This window comes from Sorangium sp. So ce185 (assembly GCF_051526825.1).
GTDB classification, from domain to species: Bacteria; Myxococcota_A; Polyangia; order Polyangiales; family Polyangiaceae; genus Sorangium; species Sorangium cellulosum_D.
Genome location: NZ_CP150316.1, coordinates 10,703,756 through 10,723,136, shown reverse-complemented (window position 1 = coordinate 10,723,136; position 19,381 = coordinate 10,703,756). Strand labels below are relative to the sequence as shown.

Genomic DNA, 19,381 nt, shown 5'->3' with positions numbered 1-19,381 from the left:
CCCGCCCCCGGGGAGGGCGCCGCGCGGGCCTTCACCTCCGCAGCGGCCGGCCCATCGATGCAGAGAGCACACGCCACGAGAGGAGCCATCATGGAGATCAACATCGGAATCGACGCCAAGACCCGCGAGCAGATCGGCGCTGGGCTCGGCCGTGTCCTCGCCGACACGTACACGCTTTACCTGAAGACGCACAACTTCCACTGGAACGTCACGGGTCCGATGTTCCAGACGCTGCACCTCATGTTCGAGCAGCAGTACAACGAGCTGGCGCTCGCGGTGGACCTCGTCGCCGAGCGCATCCGGGCGCTGGGCCTGCCCGCGCCGGGGACCTACAAGCAGTTCGTGGCGCTCTCCTCCATCAAGGAGGAGGACGGCGTCCCCAAGGCGACCGACATGATCAGGCGCCTCGTCGAGGGCCACGAGACCGTGGCGCGCACCGCGCGCGAGCTCTTCCCGGTGGCCGAGCAGGCCAACGATCAGCCCACCTGCGATCTGCTCACCCAGCGGCTGCAGGTCCACGAAAAGACCGCGTGGATGCTGCGCAGCCTGCTGGAGTAGCCCCCGGCCGCCCGGGCTCGGCCGCCGTCGGGGCGGGGCCGTGCGTCCGGCTCAGCGCCGCTGGGGGACGAGGAACCCCTCGCCGTCGACGGCCACCGCGCGCTGCTTCAGGAGGCGGCCCACGGCGCGCTTGAACGCCTTCTTGCTCAGGCCGAAGATCGCCCGGATCTCGTCCGGGCTCGAGCGGTCGCCGACCCGCGGCGCGCCCGGGCGGGCGAGCCGCGCGAGGATCGTCTGGGCGTCGCTCTCGAGCTCCTCGTGGGCGTGGCCGCGCAGCGAGAGCTCGACCTTGCCGTCGGACAGCACGCTCGTCACGCGGAACCGCGCCGCCTCGCCGCGCGCGAGCGCGTGCGGCTCGTCCGCGGGGACCAGGCCGACGAAGCTGCGCTCGAGGATGACGAACAGCCCGAGCCCCGGCTCGTTGCGCCACGCCTCGCCGTCGACCCACTCGTCCAGATCGAACTCCCCCTTGTCGCGCAGCATCTCGCTGACGCGCATCGTCCCCGCGAGGCGGCCGGTCCTGTCCACGATGAGGCCCACCGGGTGCCGCTGCCCGACCCGCAGCTCGCGCGTCTGCTCCGCGTGCGGGACGAGCAGCTCCTTCGGCAGGCCCCAGTCGACGAACGCGCCGAAGCGCGCCACGTCGGTCACCTCGAGGAACGCGACCTCGCCGAGCGCGACCTTCGGGCGGCGCGCGGTCGCGATCGGGCGATCCTCCGAGTCGAGGTGGACGAAGACCTCGAGCTCGTCTCCCTCCTGCGCCCCCTCGGGCACCTCGCCGCCCGGCAGGAGGAGCACCGGCGCGTTCGGGCGCAGGTCGCCCGGGTCGGGCGAGAGGAACGCGCCGGGCGGGCCGAACCGCCGTATCGGCAGGGTGACCACGCGCCCGAGGAGATCGTCGTACGGCATCGGCGCGCAGTCTTGCACAGGCCGGGCGGCGCGTCGCCAGGGAGGCGAGCGGCGCGGACTCCCGATCTCCGGCGCTCCAGAGCTCGATCCCGCGCCAGCGCGGCGCCTCGACCGGGGGCAGGGAGATTGATACGACAGCCGCTGATGCCCAGGGTCCTCCACCGGCTCGCAAGGCGCCTCGCGCTCGCCGCCGGTCTGCTCCTCCTCGCGCCCGTCGTCGTGGCGCACGCCCGCGTCTGGCTCGACGACGGCGCGCCCTCGGAGAGCGCCGGCAGCCCGGCGCAGGGCCGCCTGCGGCACGGGCACCCGCTCCCCCCCTCGGGGCCGGGTCACGTGACGTATTCGTACCTGGGAGCGAGCCTCGGCCGCCAGTACGTGCACGGCGCCGTGCGCGACGCGCTGCTCGAGGCGTTCGCCGCGGTGTCGGCCGCGCGGCCCGGGCGGCGCTTCGTCGTGGGAGAGACGGGCCACCGCCAGGGCGGCGCGTTCTGGCCGCATCGCACGCACCAGAACGGGCTGAGCGTCGATATCTTCGTCCCGCTGCGCGACGCCGCGGGGCGGCCCGCGGACGTCGCGACCTACCCCTGGAACCAGCTCGGCTATGGGCTCGAGTTCGACGCGCAGGGCCGCCGCGGCGACCTGGCGATCGACTTCGACGACCTCGCGCGGCTCCTGTCCGCGCTCGACGAGGAGGCGAGGCCGCGCAAGCTCCGGATCGAGCGGATCATCCTGGCGCCCGAGTACGTGCCGCTGCTCCTCGCGAGCCCCGCGGGCCGCGCGCTGGGCCCGCTCTCCGGGGCGATCCTCCGGCGCCAGGTCTGGTGGCGCCACGACGAGCACGCGCACATCGAGTTCGCGCTCGAGGCCGGGGCCCCGCGCTGAGCGAGGCAAACGATTGGGCGAGAGAGCAATGGGCGACACCGCGACAGGGCCCGGAGCGGCCGCGCTGCTCGCGGCGCCCGGAGGGCCCCGCGCTGCGGCGCGCCCCGCTTGGCATCGGCCCTCGCCCGCCCCACGCAGGGCTGGCAGCCCGGGAGACCGAGCATCATGCCGGTGCGCGGGCCGGGCTGCGCGCGCCGCTCCTCGCGGCTCGGGCGCGCTCCTGCGAGCCAGCCCGGCCCCTGCGAGCCGATCCCCGCGGAACCCCCCTCCATGACTGACAGCTCCGGATACCGCATGTACGTGTTCCGCAGCGGCCGCCGCGACGTCCCTGGGCCGCGGCTCGTCGCCGAGCTCGCGGACGACCTCCGGGCGCTCGCCGCCCCCGCCGGCGCCGAGCGCGATCGCGGCATCGTGCTCCGCGCCTTGATCCGCGCCGGCGAGCTCGAATCGATCCTCGCCGACGCCGGCGCGGTCGGCGCCCCCCTGCTGGCGCGGCTCGCGGACGAGCTCGCCGCCATGCTCGTCGGCGGCGACGGCGCGGGCGCGCTCGCGATCCCGGACGGTCCGACGTCGGACCCCGGACGGCCAGACCTCTGGCCACGGGCGGCCAGCCGCCTGACCACGCCCGAGGCCCTCGCGGCGCTCGCGGCGATCGACGTCCCCGCGACGGTCCCGACCTCGCCGCCCGAAGGCTTCTCCTTTTACGCGCTCCACCCGCTCGATTTCGCCCGGCTCGCCGAGCGGCTCGCGTCCCCGCCGGCGCCGGTCCGGGTCGTCGGGATCCGCAGCATCGGCACCACCCTGAGCGCGGTGGCGGCCGCGGCCCTGCGCCGCCGGGGGATCCCGGCCGGCCGCATCACCGTGCGCCCGTCCGGGCACCCCTACGATCGCCGCGTCGAGCTCGGCGCCCGCGAGCTCGCCTGGGTCGAGGACGGCATCGCCGAGGGGGCGCAGTTCTGGGTCGCCGACGAGGGGCCGGGCTTCAGCGGATCGTCGTTCCTCTCCACCGGCGACGCCCTGGTCGGCGCCGGCGTTCCGCGCGGCAACATCGTTTTCCTCGGCTCCCGCGCCGCGGACCCCGACGCCCTCGTCGCGCCCGACGGCGCCCGTCGCTGGCGATCGTTCCGCGCCGAGCGCGCCGAGGGCGGTAAACAGGTCCCGGCCGATGCTGGCGAGTTCATCGGCGGCGGGACCTGGCGTCGCCGCTTGTATGAGGACGAATCGCGCTGGCCCCCCTCCTGGACGTCCATGGAGCGCCTCAAATACCTTTCCCGCGACGGCCGCCGAATTCTCAAATTCGAGGGCATGGGCCGCTACGGGGCCGAGTGCCTGGAGCGCGCCCGCGGCGTCGCTCAAGCCGGCTTCGGTCCGGCGCCACGCGACGAGGGCGAGGGCTTCCTCTCGTATCCATGGCTCCCGGGCCGGCCGCTCGAGCCCGGCCACCTCTCCGCCGCCGTGCTGGAGCGCCTCGCCGATTATTGCGCCTTCCGCGCCTCGGCCTTTCCCGTCCCGCCCCCCACGACCGACGAGCTCATTACGATGGCGCGTACCAATTTCTCAGCGGACATGGGAAATGAGCTCCCGGCGGAGCTCCATCTGGAGATCGCCCGTCCCGTGCTCGTGGATGGTAAGATGGATCCTCACGAGTGGCTCGGGTCTGCGCCAGGCGAGCTCTTCAAGGTGGACGCGGCCGGGCACGGCGACGATCACTTCCTCCCCGGCCCCACGGACATCGCCTGGGATCTCGCCGGGGCCATCGTCGAGTGGCGGATGGCGCCCGACGCCCGCCGCGCCTTCCTCGATCGCTACCGGCGCCGCTCGGGCGACGACCCCGAGCGGCGTTTGCCCGCGTATCTGCTGGCCTACGCGCTCCTGCGCCTGGGATATGCCGCGATGGCCGCCGCGTCGCTCCCGGACCAGGGCGAGGCGCGGCGCCTGGCCGCGGCGCGGCATCGCTATCGCTCTGCCCTGCTCGAGCGCCTCGCCCCCGCGGCCTCGCGGGGCGCGCTCGGGTAGCGCCGCTGGGCTGGATCCGGAGTACACGTCACGCGCTCACTTCTTTCCTGACACGGCTGTACGGAATTTCCGCGATGGTGCGACGGCCGATGCGGAGATAGGTTCACGGCGCCGTATCCATGATTCGTCCGCGGCAGCCCTCGCGCGGAAGCTGGATCGAGCTCGACGCCCGTCGCTGACCGAAGAACGCAAGCTCATGCTCAAGCGCCTGATCCTCATTGCCGGCTCCTCTTCGAGCAGCGATGAACCGTCGGCCCGCGGGACACCGCTGCTCTCCCCCGCCGACAAGGCGGCGCTCTCCCGGGAGTTTCCCGGCGTGGAGATCGACGCGCCCTGTCCGCCCGGGAACGCGCCCCACGCCGCCGTCGACGCCCGCGCGTGGCGCGCCTCGCAGCTCGATCTGTGGGCGCTCGACACGCACCTGCACGCGCTCGACGCCCGCGGCCTCTTCGACCTCCGGCTCCAGGGGCTCGAGCGCGAGGGCGCGGCGCGCACCGCCTACGAGGTCCTCACCCGCTGCCAGCGCTTCATCCGGAGGAGGAATGTCGCCTCCGCGACCGCGGTCTTCGCCCGGGTCCTCGGTCGCCACCGGGAGCTTTACGATCTCGACAGGCCGCTTGTCAGGGCCGACTACGATCATGCGATCGACGTCTGGCAATGGATGCTCCGGCTCGACCCGCGCGCGTCCGTCGCCGCCCAGGCGGCGGCGCTGTTCCACGACGTGGAGCGGCTCGTCTCCGAGGCGAACGTCCGGATCGAGCACCGCGCCGCGGACTACCAGGCCTTCAAGGACGAGCACGCGCGGCGCGGGGCGGCCCTCGCGGGCGCCGCGCTCGCCGGGGTCGGGCTCCCGCCCGAGGTCCTCGATCGGGTCGGCGCGCTGGTGGCGTCGCACGAGCGGCCGGGGGACGACGCCGACCTCGCGCTGCTCAACGACGCCGACGCGCTCTCGTTCTTCTCGCTGAACAGCGCCGGGTTCCTCGATTACTACGGGCCCGAGCACACCCGCGCCAAGGTGGCGTACACGCTCCGCCGCCTCCGGCCGGAGGCGAGGGCGCTCGTGCCGCGCGTCCGCTGCCGCCCCGAGGTGGAGGCGATGATCCTCGGCGAGCCGAGGCGCGCATCGGCGCCGGCCCCGGCGGAGACGCAGGCCTAGAGGGGAGGTCCGGTTCGCGATGAGGCTCGTCATCTTCGGTCTGACGATCAGCTCGTCCTGGGGCAACGGCCACGCCACGCTGTGGCGCGGCGTGATCAACGCCCTCGGGCGGGCCGGGCACCGCGTCACCTTCTTCGAGCGCGACGTGCCCTATTACGCCTCGCACCGGGATCTGTGCTCGCTGGCGCACGGCAACGAGCTCCGGCTCTACAGCTCGTTCGACGACCTCCTCCCCGAGGCCCGGCGCGCCGTCCGGGAGGCCGACGCGGCGATGGTGACCTCGTATTGCCCGGACGCCGGCCCCGCGACCGAGGTGGTCCTCGAGTCGCGCGGCCTCAAGGTCTTCTACGACCTCGACACGCCGGTGACGCTGGATCGGCTGAACGCCGGTCAGCCGGTCGGCTACATCGGCCCGCGGGGCCTCGTCGATTTCGATTGCGCGCTCAGCTACACGGGCGGCGCGGCGCTCGACGCGCTCCAGGCGAAGCTCGGCGCCCGGCGGGTGTTCCCGCTCTACGGCAGCGCCGACCCCGAGGTGCACCGCCCGGTCGCGCCGCGGGAGGAGTTCCGCGGGGACCTCTCGTACCTCGGCACGTACGCCGCCGACCGGCAGGAGGCGCTGTCCGCCCTGTTCCTCGAGCCGGCGAAGCGGCTGCCGCACAGGCGGTTCGTCATCGGCGGCTCGCTCTACCCCGAGGATTTCCCGTGGGCGGAGAACCTCTATTACATGCGCCACGTGGCGCCGCCGGATCACCCGGCGTTCTACTGCTCCTCGCCGATGACGCTCAACATCACCCGCGGGGCGATGGCGGCGATGGGGTACTGTCCATCCGGGCGGCTCTTCGAGGCGGCTGCGTGCGGGACGCCGATCCTGAGCGACAGCTGGGAGGGGCTCGACCGGTTCTTCGCGCCGGGGGAGGAGATCCTCGTGGCGAGGACCGCGGACGAGGCCGTCGCGGCGCTCTCGCTGTCGGCGGCCGAGGTCGCGGCCGTCGCCGGCGCGGCGCGCGAGCGGGTGCTCGCGGAGCACACCGCGGCGCGGCGCGCGGCGGAGCTCGTGGCGATCCTCGAGTCGGTCTCGGCGCGATGAAAGGAGGCAAAGGGCGATGTGGGGAGTGATTCCGGCGGCGGGCCTGGGGAGCAGGATCCAGCCGCTCGCGTTCTCGAAGGAGCTGCTCCCGGTGGGGACGCGCCGGGACGGCGACGTGGAGCGGCCGCGCGCGGTCAGCGAGTACCTCATCGACCGGATGATCCTCGCCGGCGCGACCCGGATCTGCATGGTGATCTCGCCTGGCAAGTCGGATATCGTCGAGTATTACGGCGCGAGCGTCGGCCCGGCGCACATCTGTTATGTGGTGCAGCCGGTCGCCGCGGGGCTCTGCGACGCCATCTTCCGGTCGCTCCCGTGGATCCAGCCGGAGGAGGAGGTCCTCGTGGGGCTGCCCGACACGGTGTGGTTCCCGGAGCACGGGCTCCGCGCGCTCGACGGCGGGGGCCTCTCGTTCCTGCTCTTTCCGGTCGATCACCCGGAGCTCTTCGACGCGGTCGTCACCGACGAGAAGGGCAGGGTGCTCGAGATCCAGGTCAAGCAGCGGGACGCGCGCTCGCAGTGGGTCTGGGGCGCCTTCAAGCTCACGGGGGCGGTGATGCGCGAGCTCCACGATCTCTGGTGCGAGCGCGGGCAGACGGACCCGTACATCGGGACGCTGGTGAACGAGTACCTCGCGCGCGGCGGCAGCGCGCGGGCGGTGCGGGCTGGCGAGGCGTACGTCGACGTGGGGACGCTGCATGGCTACCGCGAGGCCATCCAGCTCCTCAGCGGCGCGGCCGTGTGAACGGAGGAGCCATGGATCGGAGCGTGGAGAGCGTGAGGAGCGTGCCGAATGTGCAGAACGTGGATGACACGAGGAAGCTGACCCGGGAGCAGATCCAGGAGCGCGTGCGCGGGCTCGGGCAGTGGTTCCACAACATCGATCTCGGCGGGGTGAAGACGGCGCCGGATCATTTCCTCGGCGATTACCCCGCGTTCAAGTGGAAGGGCTTCGCCCACGCGATCCCGGAGGATCTCACGGGCAAGACGGTCCTCGACATCGGCTGCAACGCGGGCTTCTACGCGCTCGAGATGAAGCGGCGCGGGGCGGCGCGGGTGCTCGGGATCGACAGCGACGACGATTACCTGGCGCAGGCGCGCTTCGCCGCGGAGGTCTCCGGCGCGGACATCGAGTTCCGGAACCTCTCGGTGTACGACGTCGGGAGCCTCGGAGAGCGCTTCGACCTCGTGCTCTTCATGGGCGTCCTGTACCACCTCCGCCACCCGCTGCTCGCGCTGGATCTGCTGCACGAGCACGTGGTCGGGCACACGCTGGTCTTCCAGAGCATGCAGCGCGGGAGCGCCGAGGTGACGCCGCTGGAGGGGGACTATCCGTTCTCGGAGAAGCGGATCTTCGACGAGGCGGGCTATCCTCGGCTCCACTTCGTGGAGCACAGCTATTCGCAGGATCCGACCAACTGGTGGGTGCCCAACCGGGCGTGCGGGGAGGCGATGCTGCGGAGCGCCGGCTTCGAGATCGTGAACCACCCCGAGCCCGAGGTCTACATCTGCCGCCGCCGCGAGCGGGCGGACGGCGTGCCCGGCGCGGTCTACCCGGCCAGGCGAGCCGGCGTGAATGCCGGCGTGAATGGAGAGCAGGCATGATCGAAGCGGTGATGCTCTGGAACGAGCCCAACAACAAGTCGCACTGGGATTTCGAGATCGATCCCGAGTGGACGACGTACGGCGCGCTGGTGAAGCTCGCCGCGGACGCGATCCGGAGCGAGCGCCCCGAGCTGCCGCGCGTGCTGGGCGGCATCTCGCCGATCGATCCTGCGTTCATCGCCAACATGGGCCGGCAGGGCGTGCTCGATCACGTCGACGTCGTCGCGGTGCACGGCTTCCCGCTCGACTGGAACCACTGGCAGATCCACGAGTGGCCGAGCAAGCTCGAGGAGATCCGCGCGGTGACCGACAAGCCGCTCTGGATCACCGAGATCGGCGTTTCCACGTTCGGCGCCGAGGAGGTGCAGGAGTTCGGCCTGAAGCGGAGCGCCGAGCTGCTCCGCGGCAAGGTCGATCGGGTCCACTGGTACAGCCTCTACGATCTGCCGCGCGCGTGGCCGGCGACGACGCGGCACCGCGAGGCCGAGGGCTCGTCGTACTACCGCCATTTCTACATGGGCCTGCTCCGCGAGGACGGGACGCCCAAGCGCGCGCTGCGGCTCTTCCCGGAGTGCACGCCCGATTTCGGCGTGTGCCAGTGGTTCCACTTCGAGGACCACCGGCTGGACGACGCGGTGGCGTGGTTGAAGAAGCTCGGGGTGCGCCATCTCCGCACCGGCCTGAGCTGGGCCGACAGCTTCCGCCCTGGCGCGGAGGCCTGGTTCGACCGGCAGATGCGGGCGATCGAGGCGTTCGATGTGACGCTGACCTACTGTTTCACCCCGGAGCACGCCGGGGTCCGGCCGCACCACACGAGCCCCCCGCAGCGGCTCGAGGAGTTCGCGGAGTTCTGCGCCCGCATGACGCGACGTTATGTGGGGTAGGCGGCGGCTGTCCGGCTGTCGGGGCGACGTCTCTCTGCGCGGATGCGGCCTGTCCTGAACGCGCCGTGCCGTCGAGGATCGCCTGTTCAGCTGTCCGTGAATGACGCGCCATCTGGCGCGCCGCGTAGCCGTTTGATAGGGTGGAGATCGCGCGCGCCTCCGGCGCCGGGACGACCGGACGTCGCGCACGGCAGGTGGCTCATGTCGCACGTCACGAGCAGCGCGAAGCGAGAGAGACCCGAGGCGCGCGGCGGCGCCCGCGGAGGCTCAGGCGGGCGCGGCGGGCGCGCGGAACGGCGGGAGGCGCTGCCGTGAACCTCGCCTCGCTCCGCCGCCAGGGCCGCACCCCGCCGGACCTCGCGTGGCCGCCGTTCTCGTGGCTCTCGTCGGGCCGGCCGCCGCGCTGCCTCGTCGTGGTCGCCCATCCGGACGACGAGACCCTCGGGCTCGGCGCGCGCATCGGCCGGCTCCAGCCGATCGAGGTGGTGCACGTGACCGACGGGGCGCCCCGCGACAGCCGGTTCATGCCGGCGGAGCTCGCCGACATCGGGCGCGAGCGCTACATCGCCCTCCGGCGCGGCGAGGTGACCCGCGCGCTCGCCCTGGGCAACGTGCCGGCGTCGAGGCTCAGGTGCCTCGGCGCGGTGGACCAGGAGGCCATCGAGGAGGCCCCGAGCCTCGCCCGGAAGCTCCTCGAGCTGTTCGCCAGGACGCGGCCCGAGGTGGTGCTCACCCACCCCTACGAGGGCGGCCACCCCGATCACGACGCGGCGGCGCTCGCCGTCCATTCGGCCGCGGTGCTCGCCCTCTGGAACGGCGTCACCTCGCCGCTGATCTTCGAGGCGGCCTCGTACCACGCCGCGCGGGGTCACCTCGTCACCGGCGAGTTCATCGCGCAGCCGAGCGTCCCCGAGATCGCCCTCCGGCTCTCGGGCGAGGAGGCGTCGAAGAAGCGCGCCATGCTGGCCTGCTTCTCCAGCCAGAAAGAGACGCTCGCCCCGTTCGGCGCCGAGGTCGAGCGCTTCCGGCCGGCGCCCGCCTACGACTTCCGGATGCCCCCGCACGAGGGGGCGCTCCACTACGAGCGCCTCGGCTTCCCGATCGACGGCGCGCGCTGGCGGAAGCTCGCCATCAAGACGCTGACGCTGCTCGGCCTCGATCGAGAGCGATGCCTCTGACGGTCCTGCACGTCGGCTATCCGCTCGCGCCCGTGGGTCCGGACGCCGTGGGCGGGGCCGAGCAGGTGCTCTCGATGCTCGACGAGGCGCTCTCGCGCGGCGGCCACCGGTCGATCGTCGTCGCGCCGGAGGGCTCCGCGTGCGCGGGGGCGCTGGTCGCCACGCCGGCGCCGCCGCCGGGCGCGGTCCTCGACGAGGCCGCCAAGGAGCGGGCGTGGCGCCACCACCGGAGCGCCATCGCGCGGGCGCTGGAGCTGTATCCGGTCGATCTCGTCCACCTGCACGGCGTCGATTTCGATCGCTACCTGCCCGAGCCCGGCGTGCCCGCGCTGGCGACGCTGCATCTCCCGCCGAGCTTCTATTCGCCGGCGGTGTTCCGGCTCGAGCGCCCGAGGACGTTCCTCCATTGCGTCTCCGCGACGCAGCGGCGCGCCTGCCCGCCGGGCGCGCGGCTCCTGCCCGAGGTCCCGAACGGCGTCCGGCTGGAGCATTACCGGCCGCGGCGGTACCGGCGCGGCTTCGCGCTCGCGCTGGGCCGGATCTGCCCGGAGAAGGGGTACCACGTCGCCGTCGAGGCCGCGGTCCGGGCCGGGTCGCCGCTGCTCATCGCCGGACAGGCGTTCGGCTACGAGGAGCACACGCGGTATCTGCGGGAGGTCCTTGTGCCGATGCTGGGCGGCGCCGGGCCGGCGCGGCGCTTCCTGGGCCCGGTCGGCCTGGTCCGGAAGCGCCGGCTGCTCGCGGCGGCCCGGTGTCTGCTGGTGCCCAGCCTGGTCCAGGAGACCAGCTCGCTCGTCGCCATGGAGGCGCTCGCCTCGGGCACGCCGGTGATCGCGCTCCGCGGCGCCGGCGCGCTGCCGGAGATCGTGGAGCACGGCCGGACGGGGTACCTGGTGGACGACGCCGCGGAGATGGCCGAGGCGATCGCGATGGCGGACCGGCTCGACCCGGCGGAGTGCCGCCGCGCGGCCGAGGAGCGCTTCTCGGCGGCGAGGACGGCGGCGGCGTACCTGGAGACGTACCGCCGGATCCTGCGCGAGGGGTGAGCGGGAGGCGCCGGGGAGGCGCCCTGGGTTTCCTCACCTCTGTATTTCCGTTCTTCCCGGCAAGGCACGGGCGGACCTGGTGATCAGCACATCGGGTGTGTCGTCGACCGAAGCTGGCGGCTCCTTCCGATGGTGGTCACGCCTGGTCGCCCGCAGGTTGTTCGGCGAGACCGGGCTCGGCGTCGCACGAAGGAGGGAGGACCGTGAAGAACGAGATCGCTGGCATTTGCATCCCTGACAGCCACCTGGCCGCGGAGGCGACCGAGCTCGCGCGGGAGATGTCGGCGCCCTTCCTCTTCAACCACGTCATGCGCACGTACATCTTCGGCGCGCTGCTCGCGAAGCGGCGCGGGCTCCAGCTCGATCTCGAGCTGTTCTACCTCGGGGCGGCGCTCCATGACCTCGGCCTTGCCGAGAAATTCCGCGGCCCGGAGCGGTACGAGGTCGAAGGCGCGAACGCGGCGAGCGAGTTCTTGAAGCAGCGCGGCGTGCCCGAGGAGGCGATCGGCGTCGTGTGGGACGCGATTGCGCTGCACACCGTGAGGGGCGTCCCGTCCTACAAGCGGCCCGAGGTGGCGCTGCTCCACGTCGGAACTGTCATGGATATCACTGGCAAGGACGTGAAGGAGCTCTCTGCGGACGAGGTGGATGAGGTGCTCCAGGCGTACCCGCGTCTCGACTTCAAGCGCGCGTTTCCGCAGGCGATCGCCGACATGCTCGCCAGCAAGCCCGAGACCGCCTTCTACAACTTCACGGCCGACATCGCCGAGCGCCTGATCCCGGGCTTCCATGCCCCCAATTTCTACGACGTCATCCTGGCGGCGCCGTTCAAGGAGTGACCGGGCCCAGCGCGTCCTCCCTCGAGCGACCGCGCACGCGCCGGCCCCCCCGGCGCGTGCGTCGCCCATGCGCGCTCTCAGACGCGGGCTGCAGAGGCGGCGTCCTGCTGCAAGCGGGCGATCAGCGCCACCAGCACATCGAACGACATCACGGCGTTCGAGTGCATGGTGTGGAACACCCCGCCATCCACATCCAGGATCTGCGACCGCTCTACCCAGAGGTTGGATGCGACGTCGGCGATGCGTTCGATCGCGATGGTCTTCCCCTCGACCGTGAGGTGGCCGCGCGTGAGCTCGATCATCTTCATCGGGTGGTCCATGTTGCGGGAGGCGAACAGGGTTTTGGACAACGCCACGCTGTCGGGCAGAGCCCGGAAGCGGACCGACCCACCGGCCTGAAGCTCGTGGTAGAGCCGCTCCCCGCGCTGCTCTACATGGCGCATCCGCAATGTCCGGCTCAGCTCGGCGTAGCGCGAGGTGCGGGCTCCAATGAAGACCCACGGCGCCTGTGGTGTCGCCCGGTAGCCGATCCCGCCGAAGTAGAACGTGTAGAGATCCTCGATGTCGGCGTAGAAGTCGGTCCGGGTGCCTTTGCGCTCCCGAGCCTGGATCGCGTTCTGGTGCAGCACGAACACGGGCTGCGAGGCCACGACCCACCACGTGCCCAGCGCGATCACGACGCCCAGAGCGATCGCCCCGTAGCCAGCGCGATACAGCACCGACACATCCCCATCGAACCGCACCGTGCTGCCCGGCCCTGGTACCAGGGACAGCACCAGGGCGCCCGCACCGGCGAACAGCGCTGCCAGAAACCATCCGGTAAAAAGAAGCGAACGGCTCTTGCCGTAGGTGCCGATCACATCGCCTGGATTGCGCATGCTTTCATCCTTGTCGTTGGTTGTTCTTGTCGACCGTGCCACGCGGCGGCGGCGCGGTCCCAGGCAGGCGATCCTCGAGACCGCATCTTTTGCTCCTTCTGCGTTACGGTGAGGCGCCGGGGGGGCGACCGCATGTCCCCCCTCTGCTCGAACACTCTCCAGAAAGCAGCGCCCTGGGTGTCGCCGGGATTGCTCCGCATGAGCGTGCAGGGTTGGCGGCGCGCAGGAATAAGGCGCCCGACGCCCTCGGGGATGAGGTGGCGGCCCGGGTCGTTCACGAGGCGATCGGCTGGGCTCCACGAGCGATCTCGACGGGACGTTGCAGCGCCTGCACCACGAGGGCCGCGAGGCGGGCGGTCGGGAGCTCCGGTTCCGCCGTTGCCTGGTGCAGAGCCAGGGGGAGCGCGGGCAGCACCGGCAGCCCGGCCTCCCCGGGGCCGAGCGCGCGCACGCCGGCGGGCAGGCCGATCGGCGTGCGCACCGTGAACCCAAGCCCTGCCGCCGCCGCGGCCCAGAGCCCGCCCAGGTCCGGGCTGGTGAAGGCGAGCCGCCACGGGATGCCAGCGCGATCGAGCGCCGCCGCGGCGGCATCCCGGAACCGGCACGGCGCCTCGATGGCCAGGAGCGGCAGCGACTCGCCCTCCGCCCCGGTCCGCGCAGGGCCCCCCGCGGCCGACCCGATCCAGCGCATCGGCAGCTCGGCCAGACGCTCGCCATGCGGCGCCCCCATCCCGTCGCCCCACACGAGCGCGAGATCGAGCCGGCCCGACGTGACCCGCTCGAGCAGCTCCGCATTGCGCGCGACCCGCACCTCGATCCGCACCCTCGGGTGGGCGCGCGAAAACCGCCCCAGCACCCCGGAGAGCAGCACGTCACCGAAGTCCTGTTGCAGGCCGAGCCGGACCCAGCCCTCGAGATCGACGCCGCGGACCGCGACCGCCGCCTCGTCGTTCAGCTCGAGCAGGCGGCGGGCGTACGCCAGCATCGTCTCGCCCGCCTCCGTCAGCGCGAGACCGCGCCCGGCCTTGCGAAAGAGCGGCGTGCCCGCCTGCTCCTCCAGCTTCTTGAGCTGAGCGCTCACCGCCGAGGTCGACCGGCCCACCCGGCTCGCCGCCCTGGCGAAGCTGCCCAGCTCCACCCCCGCGACGAAGCTGCGCAGCACGTCGAGATCGAAGGTGACGCGTTGCATGGCAACCGTCCCGTTTTTATGAACTATCCGTACCAAAGTTCCTGATTTTCAGCACGATGATGCTCCGTCATGCTGGTGGCGTCAAGGCGAGCCGGAGCCGCCTGGCAGGGCACAAGGACCCACACTCCATGCGTTTCGCTCACGTCTCACCGCGGAATGTCGAGCCGCCGCTGCGCGCAGGGGACCTCTCTCTCGATCTCGCCGACAGCCATCGTCGCACGCGGCGTCCGGGGAGAGCGCTCCCTGGGAGCGGGCGCCGCCTCTCCCGGGCTGCGCTCGCGATAGCGACAGCCTTGCTCTGTGCCGGCGCGGGATGCGCGCGGGACTCGGTCCTGGAGCGAGCCTCGCTCGGGACTCACGCGGTCGCGGGCGGGAAGGCCGTGACCCGCGTCGAGGTGCAGCGGCTGACGTTGCCCCCTGGGTTCAAGGCCGGGCCGCACACGCACCCCGGTCCGGTCGTCTGCTATGTGACCGAAGGGCGTATTCTGTTTCAGGTGAAAGGCCAACCGGCCAGGTACTACACGGCAGGGCAGACGATCTTCGAGCCCGCGAGCACGCCCATCGAGCGCTTCGACAACGACTCCAGCTCGGCCCCCGCGACCTTCATCGCCACCTACCTGCTGGGCGACCAGGACACGGAGTTGCTCCACAGGCTCCAGTAGACACGCCTGCGCTCTCTGGCCGTAGTAGCTCTTCCGGCCGGCGATGTGGACACCCGTTCCAATGATGCGTACACTCGTCCATATGACGACCCCCGACGACACGCGATCCATGCGCGAGCGGATGCTCGCGGGCGACCTCTACATGGGCGATCCCGAGCTCGCGGAGCTGAGCGCCGCGGCGCTGGATCTGATGGCGGCCTACAACGCGACCTCGGCGCGCCAGCGCCCGCTGCGCCGCCGGCTGCTGGAGCAGCTGCTCGGCTCGATCGGCGAGGGCACGGAGATCCGCCCGCCGTTCTATGTGGATTACGGCGCGCACATCACCATCGGGGCGCGTTGCTTCGCGAACTTCGGGCTGGTGGCGCTCGACGTCGCGCCGATCACCATCGGCGACGACGTGCAGATCGGGCCCAACGTGCAGCTGCTCACGCCGACCCACCCGCTGGACCCCGAGCCGCGGCGCGAGAAGTGGGAGGCCGCCAAGCCGATCACGATCGGGAACAACGTGTGGCTCGGCGGCGGCGCGATCGTGCTGCCCGGGGTGACGATCGGGGACAACACCGTGGTGGGCGCCGGCGCCGTCGTGACGCGCGATCTGCCGGCCAACGTCGTCGCGGTGGGCAACCCCGCGCGCGTGATCCGCACGCTCGACGGCGCCGGCGCCGCGGCCGGGCCCGCGCCGGGCGACGCGCGAGGGTGACGGGGGCGCGATGGGCAGAGCCAGCGCGAGGCGCGCGGCGCCGGCGCGGAGGGCGCGCCGCCACGACCCGGGGCGCCGGGACCGGCTGGTGGCGACGGCGCTCGACGTCATCGCCGAGCACGGGGTCGCAGGCGCCTCGCATCGCTCCATCGCGCGGGCCGCCGACGTGCCGCTCGGCTCGACCACGTACCATTTCGCGTCGATCGACGAGCTCCTCGCCGCGGCGTTCACCCGGCACGCGGAGGCCGCGGCGTCCCGCTTCGAGGCGCGGATGCGCGCCGCCTGCGGCCGCGAGGCCGCGGTCGAGCTCCTGGTCGAGCACCTGACGGCGGACCTGCTCGGCTCGCCGCGCGACCTCGTGCTCAGCGTCGAGCTCTACGTCGCCGCCGCCCGGCGGCCCGCGCTGCGCGCCGTCACCCAGGCCTGGATGCTGCGGAGCCGACGCGCGCTGGAGCTCCACTTCGACCCGGTGACCGCGCGGGAGCTCGACGCGCTGATAGAAGGCCTGGTGCTGCACAGCGCGCTGTCCACGGATCCGATGACCGCCGAGCAGATCCGGCACGCGATCTACCGGCTCACCCGGTGAGGACACGCATGCCGCATTCGAGGCATGTTCGCCGGAGCTCAGCGACGCACTCGCAGGGCCGCCTCCCGGGGCGCGCTTCGGCCCGCCGCGCTGGAAGAAGCGGGCTCGGCGGGCCGCGCGGGATGTGTCCGAGGCGGTGAGATCTCCGGGCGCCCGCGGTGACGCCGCGGCGTCGGCATCGGCGCCCGTTTGACGGCCCCCCTCCGCGCGTCCAACAGATCCTCTCATGAGGATCCTCCATGCATTGCTCACGTTGCTCGTCCCGAGTTACTTCCTCGCCGAGGAGCCCGCCGGGAGCGCCCCGCCCGACACGGCGGCGCCCGCGCGCGGCGGCGAACGCTGCGGCTGCGCGGGCGACGAGCCTGGCCCGCTCGCAGGGCAGCTCGATCCCTCGTTCGGGGAGGCGGGCACCGGGATCGCGCGGGTGCGCTTCGGCGCCGACGACGACGGCGGCTTCTTCGATGTCGACGTCGCCGGCGATCGGATCAGCGCGGCCGGCTGGGGCCAGGGCGGGCTCGGCGGGATCAGGTTCCGCGTCGTCCGGCTGACCGGCGCCGGCGCGACGGATTCCACCTTCGGCGGCGGCATGGTGACCACGGGCTGGGCCAACTCGACCGGCGACATGGCCTATCTGGCCGCCACCGGCCACCAGCAGGGCGGCGAGGTCGTCGCCATCGGCTGGCGCGACCGGTTCCGGGACGCCTCGGCGGACGTGGCGCTGGCGCGCTACGCGGAGGACGGCTCGCTCGACCCCGGCTTCGGCGACGGCGGCAAGAGCCTGCTCGACCTCGGCGGGGACGAGGAGATCCGGGGCGCCCTCGTCGCTCCGGACGACGGCATCGTGGCCGTGGGCCAGCGCGACGGGCGCCTGCTGATCGTGCGCGCCACCGCGGACGGCGCCCTCGACACCTCGTTCGCGAGCCCGCGCGGCTACAGGACCGTCTCGCTGGGCGCCGCGTCGGTGGCCGAGGCGGTCGCGCTCGATGACCGCGGCCGCGTCGTCGTGGCCGGCTCGGTCGAGCGGGGCGGCCAGCGCGACATGATCGTGATCCGCCTGCGCGGAGACGGCGCGCTCGATCGCTCCTTCGGCCGCGGGGGCGCGATCGTCGCCGGCGATCCCGGGGTCGACGAGCGCGCGGTCGCGCTCGCGCTGTCGCCGGGCGGCGGCATCGTGGTGGCCGGCGACGCGGGGGCCGAGGGGGCGCGCGACTTCCAGGTCCGCCGCTTCCACCCGAACGGCGCGCCCGACCTCGCGTTCGGCGACGGGGGCGTGGCCGCGTGGCCGACGACCGGCGGCGACGACGTGGCCGAGGACATGGCCCTGCTCCCGGGCGGCGCCGTCCTCGTCGCGGGCAACGGCGGCGAGCGCGGCGAGGGCGGCACGACGACGCCGCTGCTCGCGCGGTACACGTGCGACGGCGCGCTCGACCCGGCGTTCGGCGAGGGCGGCGTGCTCCCGGTCGATCTCGGCGAGTTCGGGCAGCTGCACACCGTGGAGGTCGTCGCCGACGACCAGGTCCTCCTCGGCGGCGGCGACGTGGGCATGTCCCCGGGGCCTGGCACCTACGGCGTCGTGGCGCGGATGTGGATGTGACGTCGTCGGCCGACGCCGGAGAGCGCGCACCCGCGCGCCGCTCCCTCGTCCCGGATTCCACGCGTCTCCCTTTGTCCCGCCTGCCTCGGTGCCCCGGCGACGCGTCGAGCGGTGGTGGCCGGATTTGAACATGAAGGCGGGGAGGCGGGAAGAAAAGGTTAATGATCTTCCTGCCATCCCGCCTTCATGTGAATCGCTCCGGGGCAAACTGGGCCACCACCCGTCGAGCCTCCCTGAACGCGCCTCCCGGCCTTAGGTTCTCCTCACGGAGGGGCGGGATGAACAGCATGGTAAAGTCTACGGATCTGCAGGTCGTGGAGGTCGAGGGGTCCGGCACCGTGTCGCTCCCGCCCGACTCGCTGCGCACCAACGTGTCCGTGGAGGTCCGCGGCGAGAGCCTGGAGGCCGCGCGCGAGGAGGCCGCGGCCAGGACACGGTCGATCGTGAGCGCGCTGGAGGGGCTCCAGATTCCGTCGCTCCAGGTCAGGAACGTGGGTGTCTCGCTGAGCCCGATCCCGGAGGGCGAAACGGAGCGGGAGCGCGTCGCTCCTCCGCGGATCATCGGATACGAAGCGACGAGCACGGTGTCGGTGATCCTCGAGCGGGCGCCGCTCGACGTGCTCCGCGTCGAGAGCTCGAGGATCCTCGAAGCGGCGCTGTCCGCGGGCGCCAACCAGACCAGCGGGATCCGCTTTTTCCTGAGCGCGCCGCAGGAGGCCTACCGAGCGGCGCTCAAGGCCTCGATCGAGGACGCCGAGCGCAACGCCGGCGCGATCGCCGCGGCGGCCAAGATCAAGCTCGTCGGGTGGCGATCCGTGTCGAGCGCGGGCGAGGAGGACGGCGGGCGCGCCTGGCAGATGGCGGCCGGTCGCATCGGCTCGCGTTCGACCACGTTCCCGATCGAGCCCGGAGAGATCGAGGTGACCGCCACGGTGCGGGCCCGCTTCCGCTTCGCGAAGCGGTAGAGCCGTCGGCGGGGCGCGCGCGTCGCGTCAGGGCGCGCCGCGCCGCCTCCGTCGGAGGCCTGGGATCAAGGCGACGACTTCGCCAGAAAGGCGTCCTCCACGCCCGCGGGCGAGAGGGCACCGCCGCCGAGATCGGCGTCGATGGCGATGCCGGTCGCGCGCTGAGGGAGATCGGTGCCGAAGCCCTTGCTCCAGCGGTGCTCCCCGCCGCCGCAGGAGGCGTTCACGCCATCGCAGTTCTCATCCGCCGCCGTGTGGCAGTCATCCTCGGTCGGGCGCACTTCACCGATGCAGGGCCCGTAGCCGGTCCCCTGGGCGTTGCAGATCGCCGTACCTCCCTTGCAGATCCCGACGCCCGCGGTTCCGGGCGCGCCCGTGTAGCACGACGCAGCCGCGCCGGGGACACAGATGCAGCCGGGGCCCTCCTCGTTGGCCTGACCATCGCAGTCTTCGTCCGCCGGATCGACGCAGGTCTCAGGCGCTGGAGTGACCTCACCGATGCAGGCGCCGAGCTCCGAGCCGTCGTCGCTGCAGGTCGCGACGCCCCGCCGGCAAGCCCCGACATCGGCGGTGCTCGACGCCGCCGAGTAACACGGCACTTGAGCCCCAGGCTCGCACACAGCGCCTCCCCCGCCATCACCTCC

Annotated in this window: 20 protein-coding genes; 16 read left to right on the top strand and 4 right to left on the bottom strand. The window is 72.6% G+C overall.

What is annotated here, in order from left to right:
- Positions 1 to 90 precede the first annotated feature (90 nt).
- A complete protein-coding gene (locus WMF26_RS39490) occupies positions 91 to 558 on the top strand; it encodes a Dps family protein (protein ID WP_437996936.1) in 468 nt (155 codons plus the stop codon).
- 51 nt (positions 559 to 609) lie between these two features.
- Here the strand turns inward: WMF26_RS39490 and WMF26_RS39485 are convergent, their stop codons facing one another.
- Positions 610 to 1,467: a CvfB family protein gene (locus WMF26_RS39485; RefSeq protein ID WP_437333321.1), complete on the bottom strand. Its 858-nt coding sequence runs from the start codon at positions 1,465 to 1,467 to the stop codon at positions 610 to 612.
- A gap of 144 nt (positions 1,468 to 1,611) precedes the next feature.
- On the opposite strand from WMF26_RS39485, the gene WMF26_RS39480 reads away from it, so the two are divergent.
- The 10 genes from WMF26_RS39480 (at position 1,612) to WMF26_RS39435 (ending at position 12,163) form a co-directional block, all read left to right on the top strand.
- The gene (locus WMF26_RS39480; protein WP_437996935.1) at positions 1,612 to 2,349 is read left to right on the top strand and encodes a penicillin-insensitive murein endopeptidase; all 738 of its coding nucleotides are present in this window, start codon (positions 1,612 to 1,614) and stop codon (positions 2,347 to 2,349) included.
- 270 nt (positions 2,350 to 2,619) lie between these two features.
- Positions 2,620 to 4,365: a hypothetical protein gene (locus WMF26_RS39475; protein ID WP_437996934.1), complete on the top strand. Its 1,746-nt coding sequence runs from the start codon at positions 2,620 to 2,622 to the stop codon at positions 4,363 to 4,365.
- A 196-nt stretch (positions 4,366 to 4,561) separates the two neighbouring features.
- Entirely contained in the window at positions 4,562 to 5,521 is a 960-nt protein-coding gene (locus WMF26_RS39470) for a DUF4202 family protein (protein ID WP_437996933.1), read from the top strand.
- A gap of 19 nt (positions 5,522 to 5,540) precedes the next feature.
- Positions 5,541 to 6,611, top strand: coding sequence for a CgeB family protein (locus WMF26_RS39465; protein ID WP_437996932.1), 1,071 nt, complete (start codon positions 5,541 to 5,543; stop codon positions 6,609 to 6,611).
- Between the two features lie 16 nt (positions 6,612 to 6,627).
- Positions 6,628 to 7,356: a sugar phosphate nucleotidyltransferase gene (locus WMF26_RS39460; protein WP_437951284.1), complete on the top strand. Its 729-nt coding sequence runs from the start codon at positions 6,628 to 6,630 to the stop codon at positions 7,354 to 7,356.
- Between the two features lie 11 nt (positions 7,357 to 7,367).
- Positions 7,368 to 8,216 (top strand): TIGR04290 family methyltransferase, encoded by an 849-nt coding sequence (locus WMF26_RS39455; RefSeq protein ID WP_437996931.1) that lies wholly within the window; start codon positions 7,368 to 7,370, stop codon positions 8,214 to 8,216.
- Entirely contained in the window at positions 8,213 to 9,100 is an 888-nt protein-coding gene (locus WMF26_RS39450; protein ID WP_437996930.1) for a glycosyl hydrolase, read from the top strand. Before WMF26_RS39455 ends, WMF26_RS39450 begins: the two co-directional genes overlap by 4 nt.
- A gap of 311 nt (positions 9,101 to 9,411) precedes the next feature.
- Positions 9,412 to 10,278 (top strand): PIG-L deacetylase family protein, encoded by an 867-nt coding sequence (locus WMF26_RS39445; RefSeq protein ID WP_437996929.1) that lies wholly within the window; start codon positions 9,412 to 9,414, stop codon positions 10,276 to 10,278.
- Complete coding sequence (locus tag WMF26_RS39440; protein WP_437996928.1) at positions 10,269 to 11,324, top strand: glycosyltransferase family 4 protein; 1,056 nt, start codon at positions 10,269 to 10,271, stop codon at positions 11,322 to 11,324. Before WMF26_RS39445 ends, WMF26_RS39440 begins: the two co-directional genes overlap by 10 nt.
- Positions 11,325 to 11,527: 203 nt before the next feature.
- Positions 11,528 to 12,163 carry an HD domain-containing protein gene (locus WMF26_RS39435; protein WP_437996927.1) on the top strand — a complete coding sequence of 212 codons (636 nt, stop codon included), beginning with the start codon at positions 11,528 to 11,530 and terminating at the stop codon, positions 12,161 to 12,163.
- 77 nt (positions 12,164 to 12,240) lie between these two features.
- Here WMF26_RS39435 and WMF26_RS39430 read toward each other — a convergent pair whose 3' ends face one another.
- Entirely contained in the window at positions 12,241 to 13,041 is an 801-nt protein-coding gene (locus WMF26_RS39430; protein ID WP_437996926.1) for a hypothetical protein, read from the bottom strand.
- A 274-nt stretch (positions 13,042 to 13,315) separates the two neighbouring features.
- Positions 13,316 to 14,230: a LysR substrate-binding domain-containing protein gene (locus tag WMF26_RS39425; protein ID WP_437996925.1), complete on the bottom strand. Its 915-nt coding sequence runs from the start codon at positions 14,228 to 14,230 to the stop codon at positions 13,316 to 13,318.
- Positions 14,231 to 14,523: 293 nt separating this feature from the next.
- Between WMF26_RS39425 and WMF26_RS39420 the strand changes: the two genes are divergently transcribed.
- From WMF26_RS39420 to WMF26_RS39400, 5 genes are all read left to right on the top strand, one after another.
- Positions 14,524 to 14,892, top strand: coding sequence for a cupin domain-containing protein (locus WMF26_RS39420; RefSeq protein ID WP_020733360.1), 369 nt, complete (start codon positions 14,524 to 14,526; stop codon positions 14,890 to 14,892).
- Between the two features lie 82 nt (positions 14,893 to 14,974).
- On the top strand, positions 14,975 to 15,592 hold the full coding sequence (locus WMF26_RS39415; protein ID WP_437996924.1) for a sugar O-acetyltransferase: 618 nt from the start codon (positions 14,975 to 14,977) through the stop codon (positions 15,590 to 15,592).
- A 10-nt stretch (positions 15,593 to 15,602) separates the two neighbouring features.
- On the top strand, positions 15,603 to 16,178 hold the full coding sequence (locus WMF26_RS39410) for a TetR/AcrR family transcriptional regulator (protein ID WP_437996923.1): 576 nt from the start codon (positions 15,603 to 15,605) through the stop codon (positions 16,176 to 16,178).
- Positions 16,179 to 16,404: 226 nt separating this feature from the next.
- Positions 16,405 to 17,772 (top strand): hypothetical protein, encoded by a 1,368-nt coding sequence (locus WMF26_RS39405; protein WP_437996922.1) that lies wholly within the window; start codon positions 16,405 to 16,407, stop codon positions 17,770 to 17,772.
- Between the two features lie 278 nt (positions 17,773 to 18,050).
- On the top strand, positions 18,051 to 18,737 hold the full coding sequence (locus tag WMF26_RS39400) for an SIMPL domain-containing protein (protein WP_437996921.1): 687 nt from the start codon (positions 18,051 to 18,053) through the stop codon (positions 18,735 to 18,737).
- A gap of 65 nt (positions 18,738 to 18,802) precedes the next feature.
- Here WMF26_RS39400 and WMF26_RS39395 read toward each other — a convergent pair whose 3' ends face one another.
- Positions 18,803 to 19,336: a hypothetical protein gene (locus WMF26_RS39395; RefSeq protein ID WP_437996920.1), complete on the bottom strand. Its 534-nt coding sequence runs from the start codon at positions 19,334 to 19,336 to the stop codon at positions 18,803 to 18,805.
- Between the last annotated feature and the right edge of the window lie 45 nt (positions 19,337 to 19,381).

Coding starts and splice junctions, on each gene's coding strand:
- WMF26_RS39480 (WP_437996935.1), top strand. CDS start 1,612: ATGCCCAGGGTCCTCCACCGGCTCGCAAGGCGCCTCGCGCTCGCCGCC.
- WMF26_RS39440 (WP_437996928.1), top strand. CDS start 10,269: ATGCCTCTGACGGTCCTGCACGTCGGCTATCCGCTCGCGCCCGTGGGT.
- WMF26_RS39465 (WP_437996932.1), top strand. CDS start 5,541: ATGAGGCTCGTCATCTTCGGTCTGACGATCAGCTCGTCCTGGGGCAAC.
- WMF26_RS39490 (WP_437996936.1), top strand. CDS start 91: ATGGAGATCAACATCGGAATCGACGCCAAGACCCGCGAGCAGATCGGC.
- WMF26_RS39410 (WP_437996923.1), top strand. CDS start 15,603: ATGGGCAGAGCCAGCGCGAGGCGCGCGGCGCCGGCGCGGAGGGCGCGC.
- WMF26_RS39415 (WP_437996924.1), top strand. CDS start 14,975: ATGACGACCCCCGACGACACGCGATCCATGCGCGAGCGGATGCTCGCG.
- WMF26_RS39470 (WP_437996933.1), top strand. CDS start 4,562: ATGCTCAAGCGCCTGATCCTCATTGCCGGCTCCTCTTCGAGCAGCGAT.
- WMF26_RS39455 (WP_437996931.1), top strand. CDS start 7,368: ATGGATCGGAGCGTGGAGAGCGTGAGGAGCGTGCCGAATGTGCAGAAC.
- WMF26_RS39400 (WP_437996921.1), top strand. CDS start 18,051: ATGAACAGCATGGTAAAGTCTACGGATCTGCAGGTCGTGGAGGTCGAG.
- WMF26_RS39405 (WP_437996922.1), top strand. CDS start 16,405: ATGAGGATCCTCCATGCATTGCTCACGTTGCTCGTCCCGAGTTACTTC.
- WMF26_RS39475 (WP_437996934.1), top strand. CDS start 2,620: ATGACTGACAGCTCCGGATACCGCATGTACGTGTTCCGCAGCGGCCGC.
- WMF26_RS39430 (WP_437996926.1), bottom strand. CDS start 13,041: ATGCGCAATCCAGGCGATGTGATCGGCACCTACGGCAAGAGCCGTTCG.
- WMF26_RS39425 (WP_437996925.1), bottom strand. CDS start 14,230: ATGCAACGCGTCACCTTCGATCTCGACGTGCTGCGCAGCTTCGTCGCG.
- WMF26_RS39460 (WP_437951284.1), top strand. CDS start 6,628: ATGTGGGGAGTGATTCCGGCGGCGGGCCTGGGGAGCAGGATCCAGCCG.
- WMF26_RS39450 (WP_437996930.1), top strand. CDS start 8,213: ATGATCGAAGCGGTGATGCTCTGGAACGAGCCCAACAACAAGTCGCAC.
- WMF26_RS39485 (WP_437333321.1), bottom strand. CDS start 1,467: ATGCCGTACGACGATCTCCTCGGGCGCGTGGTCACCCTGCCGATACGG.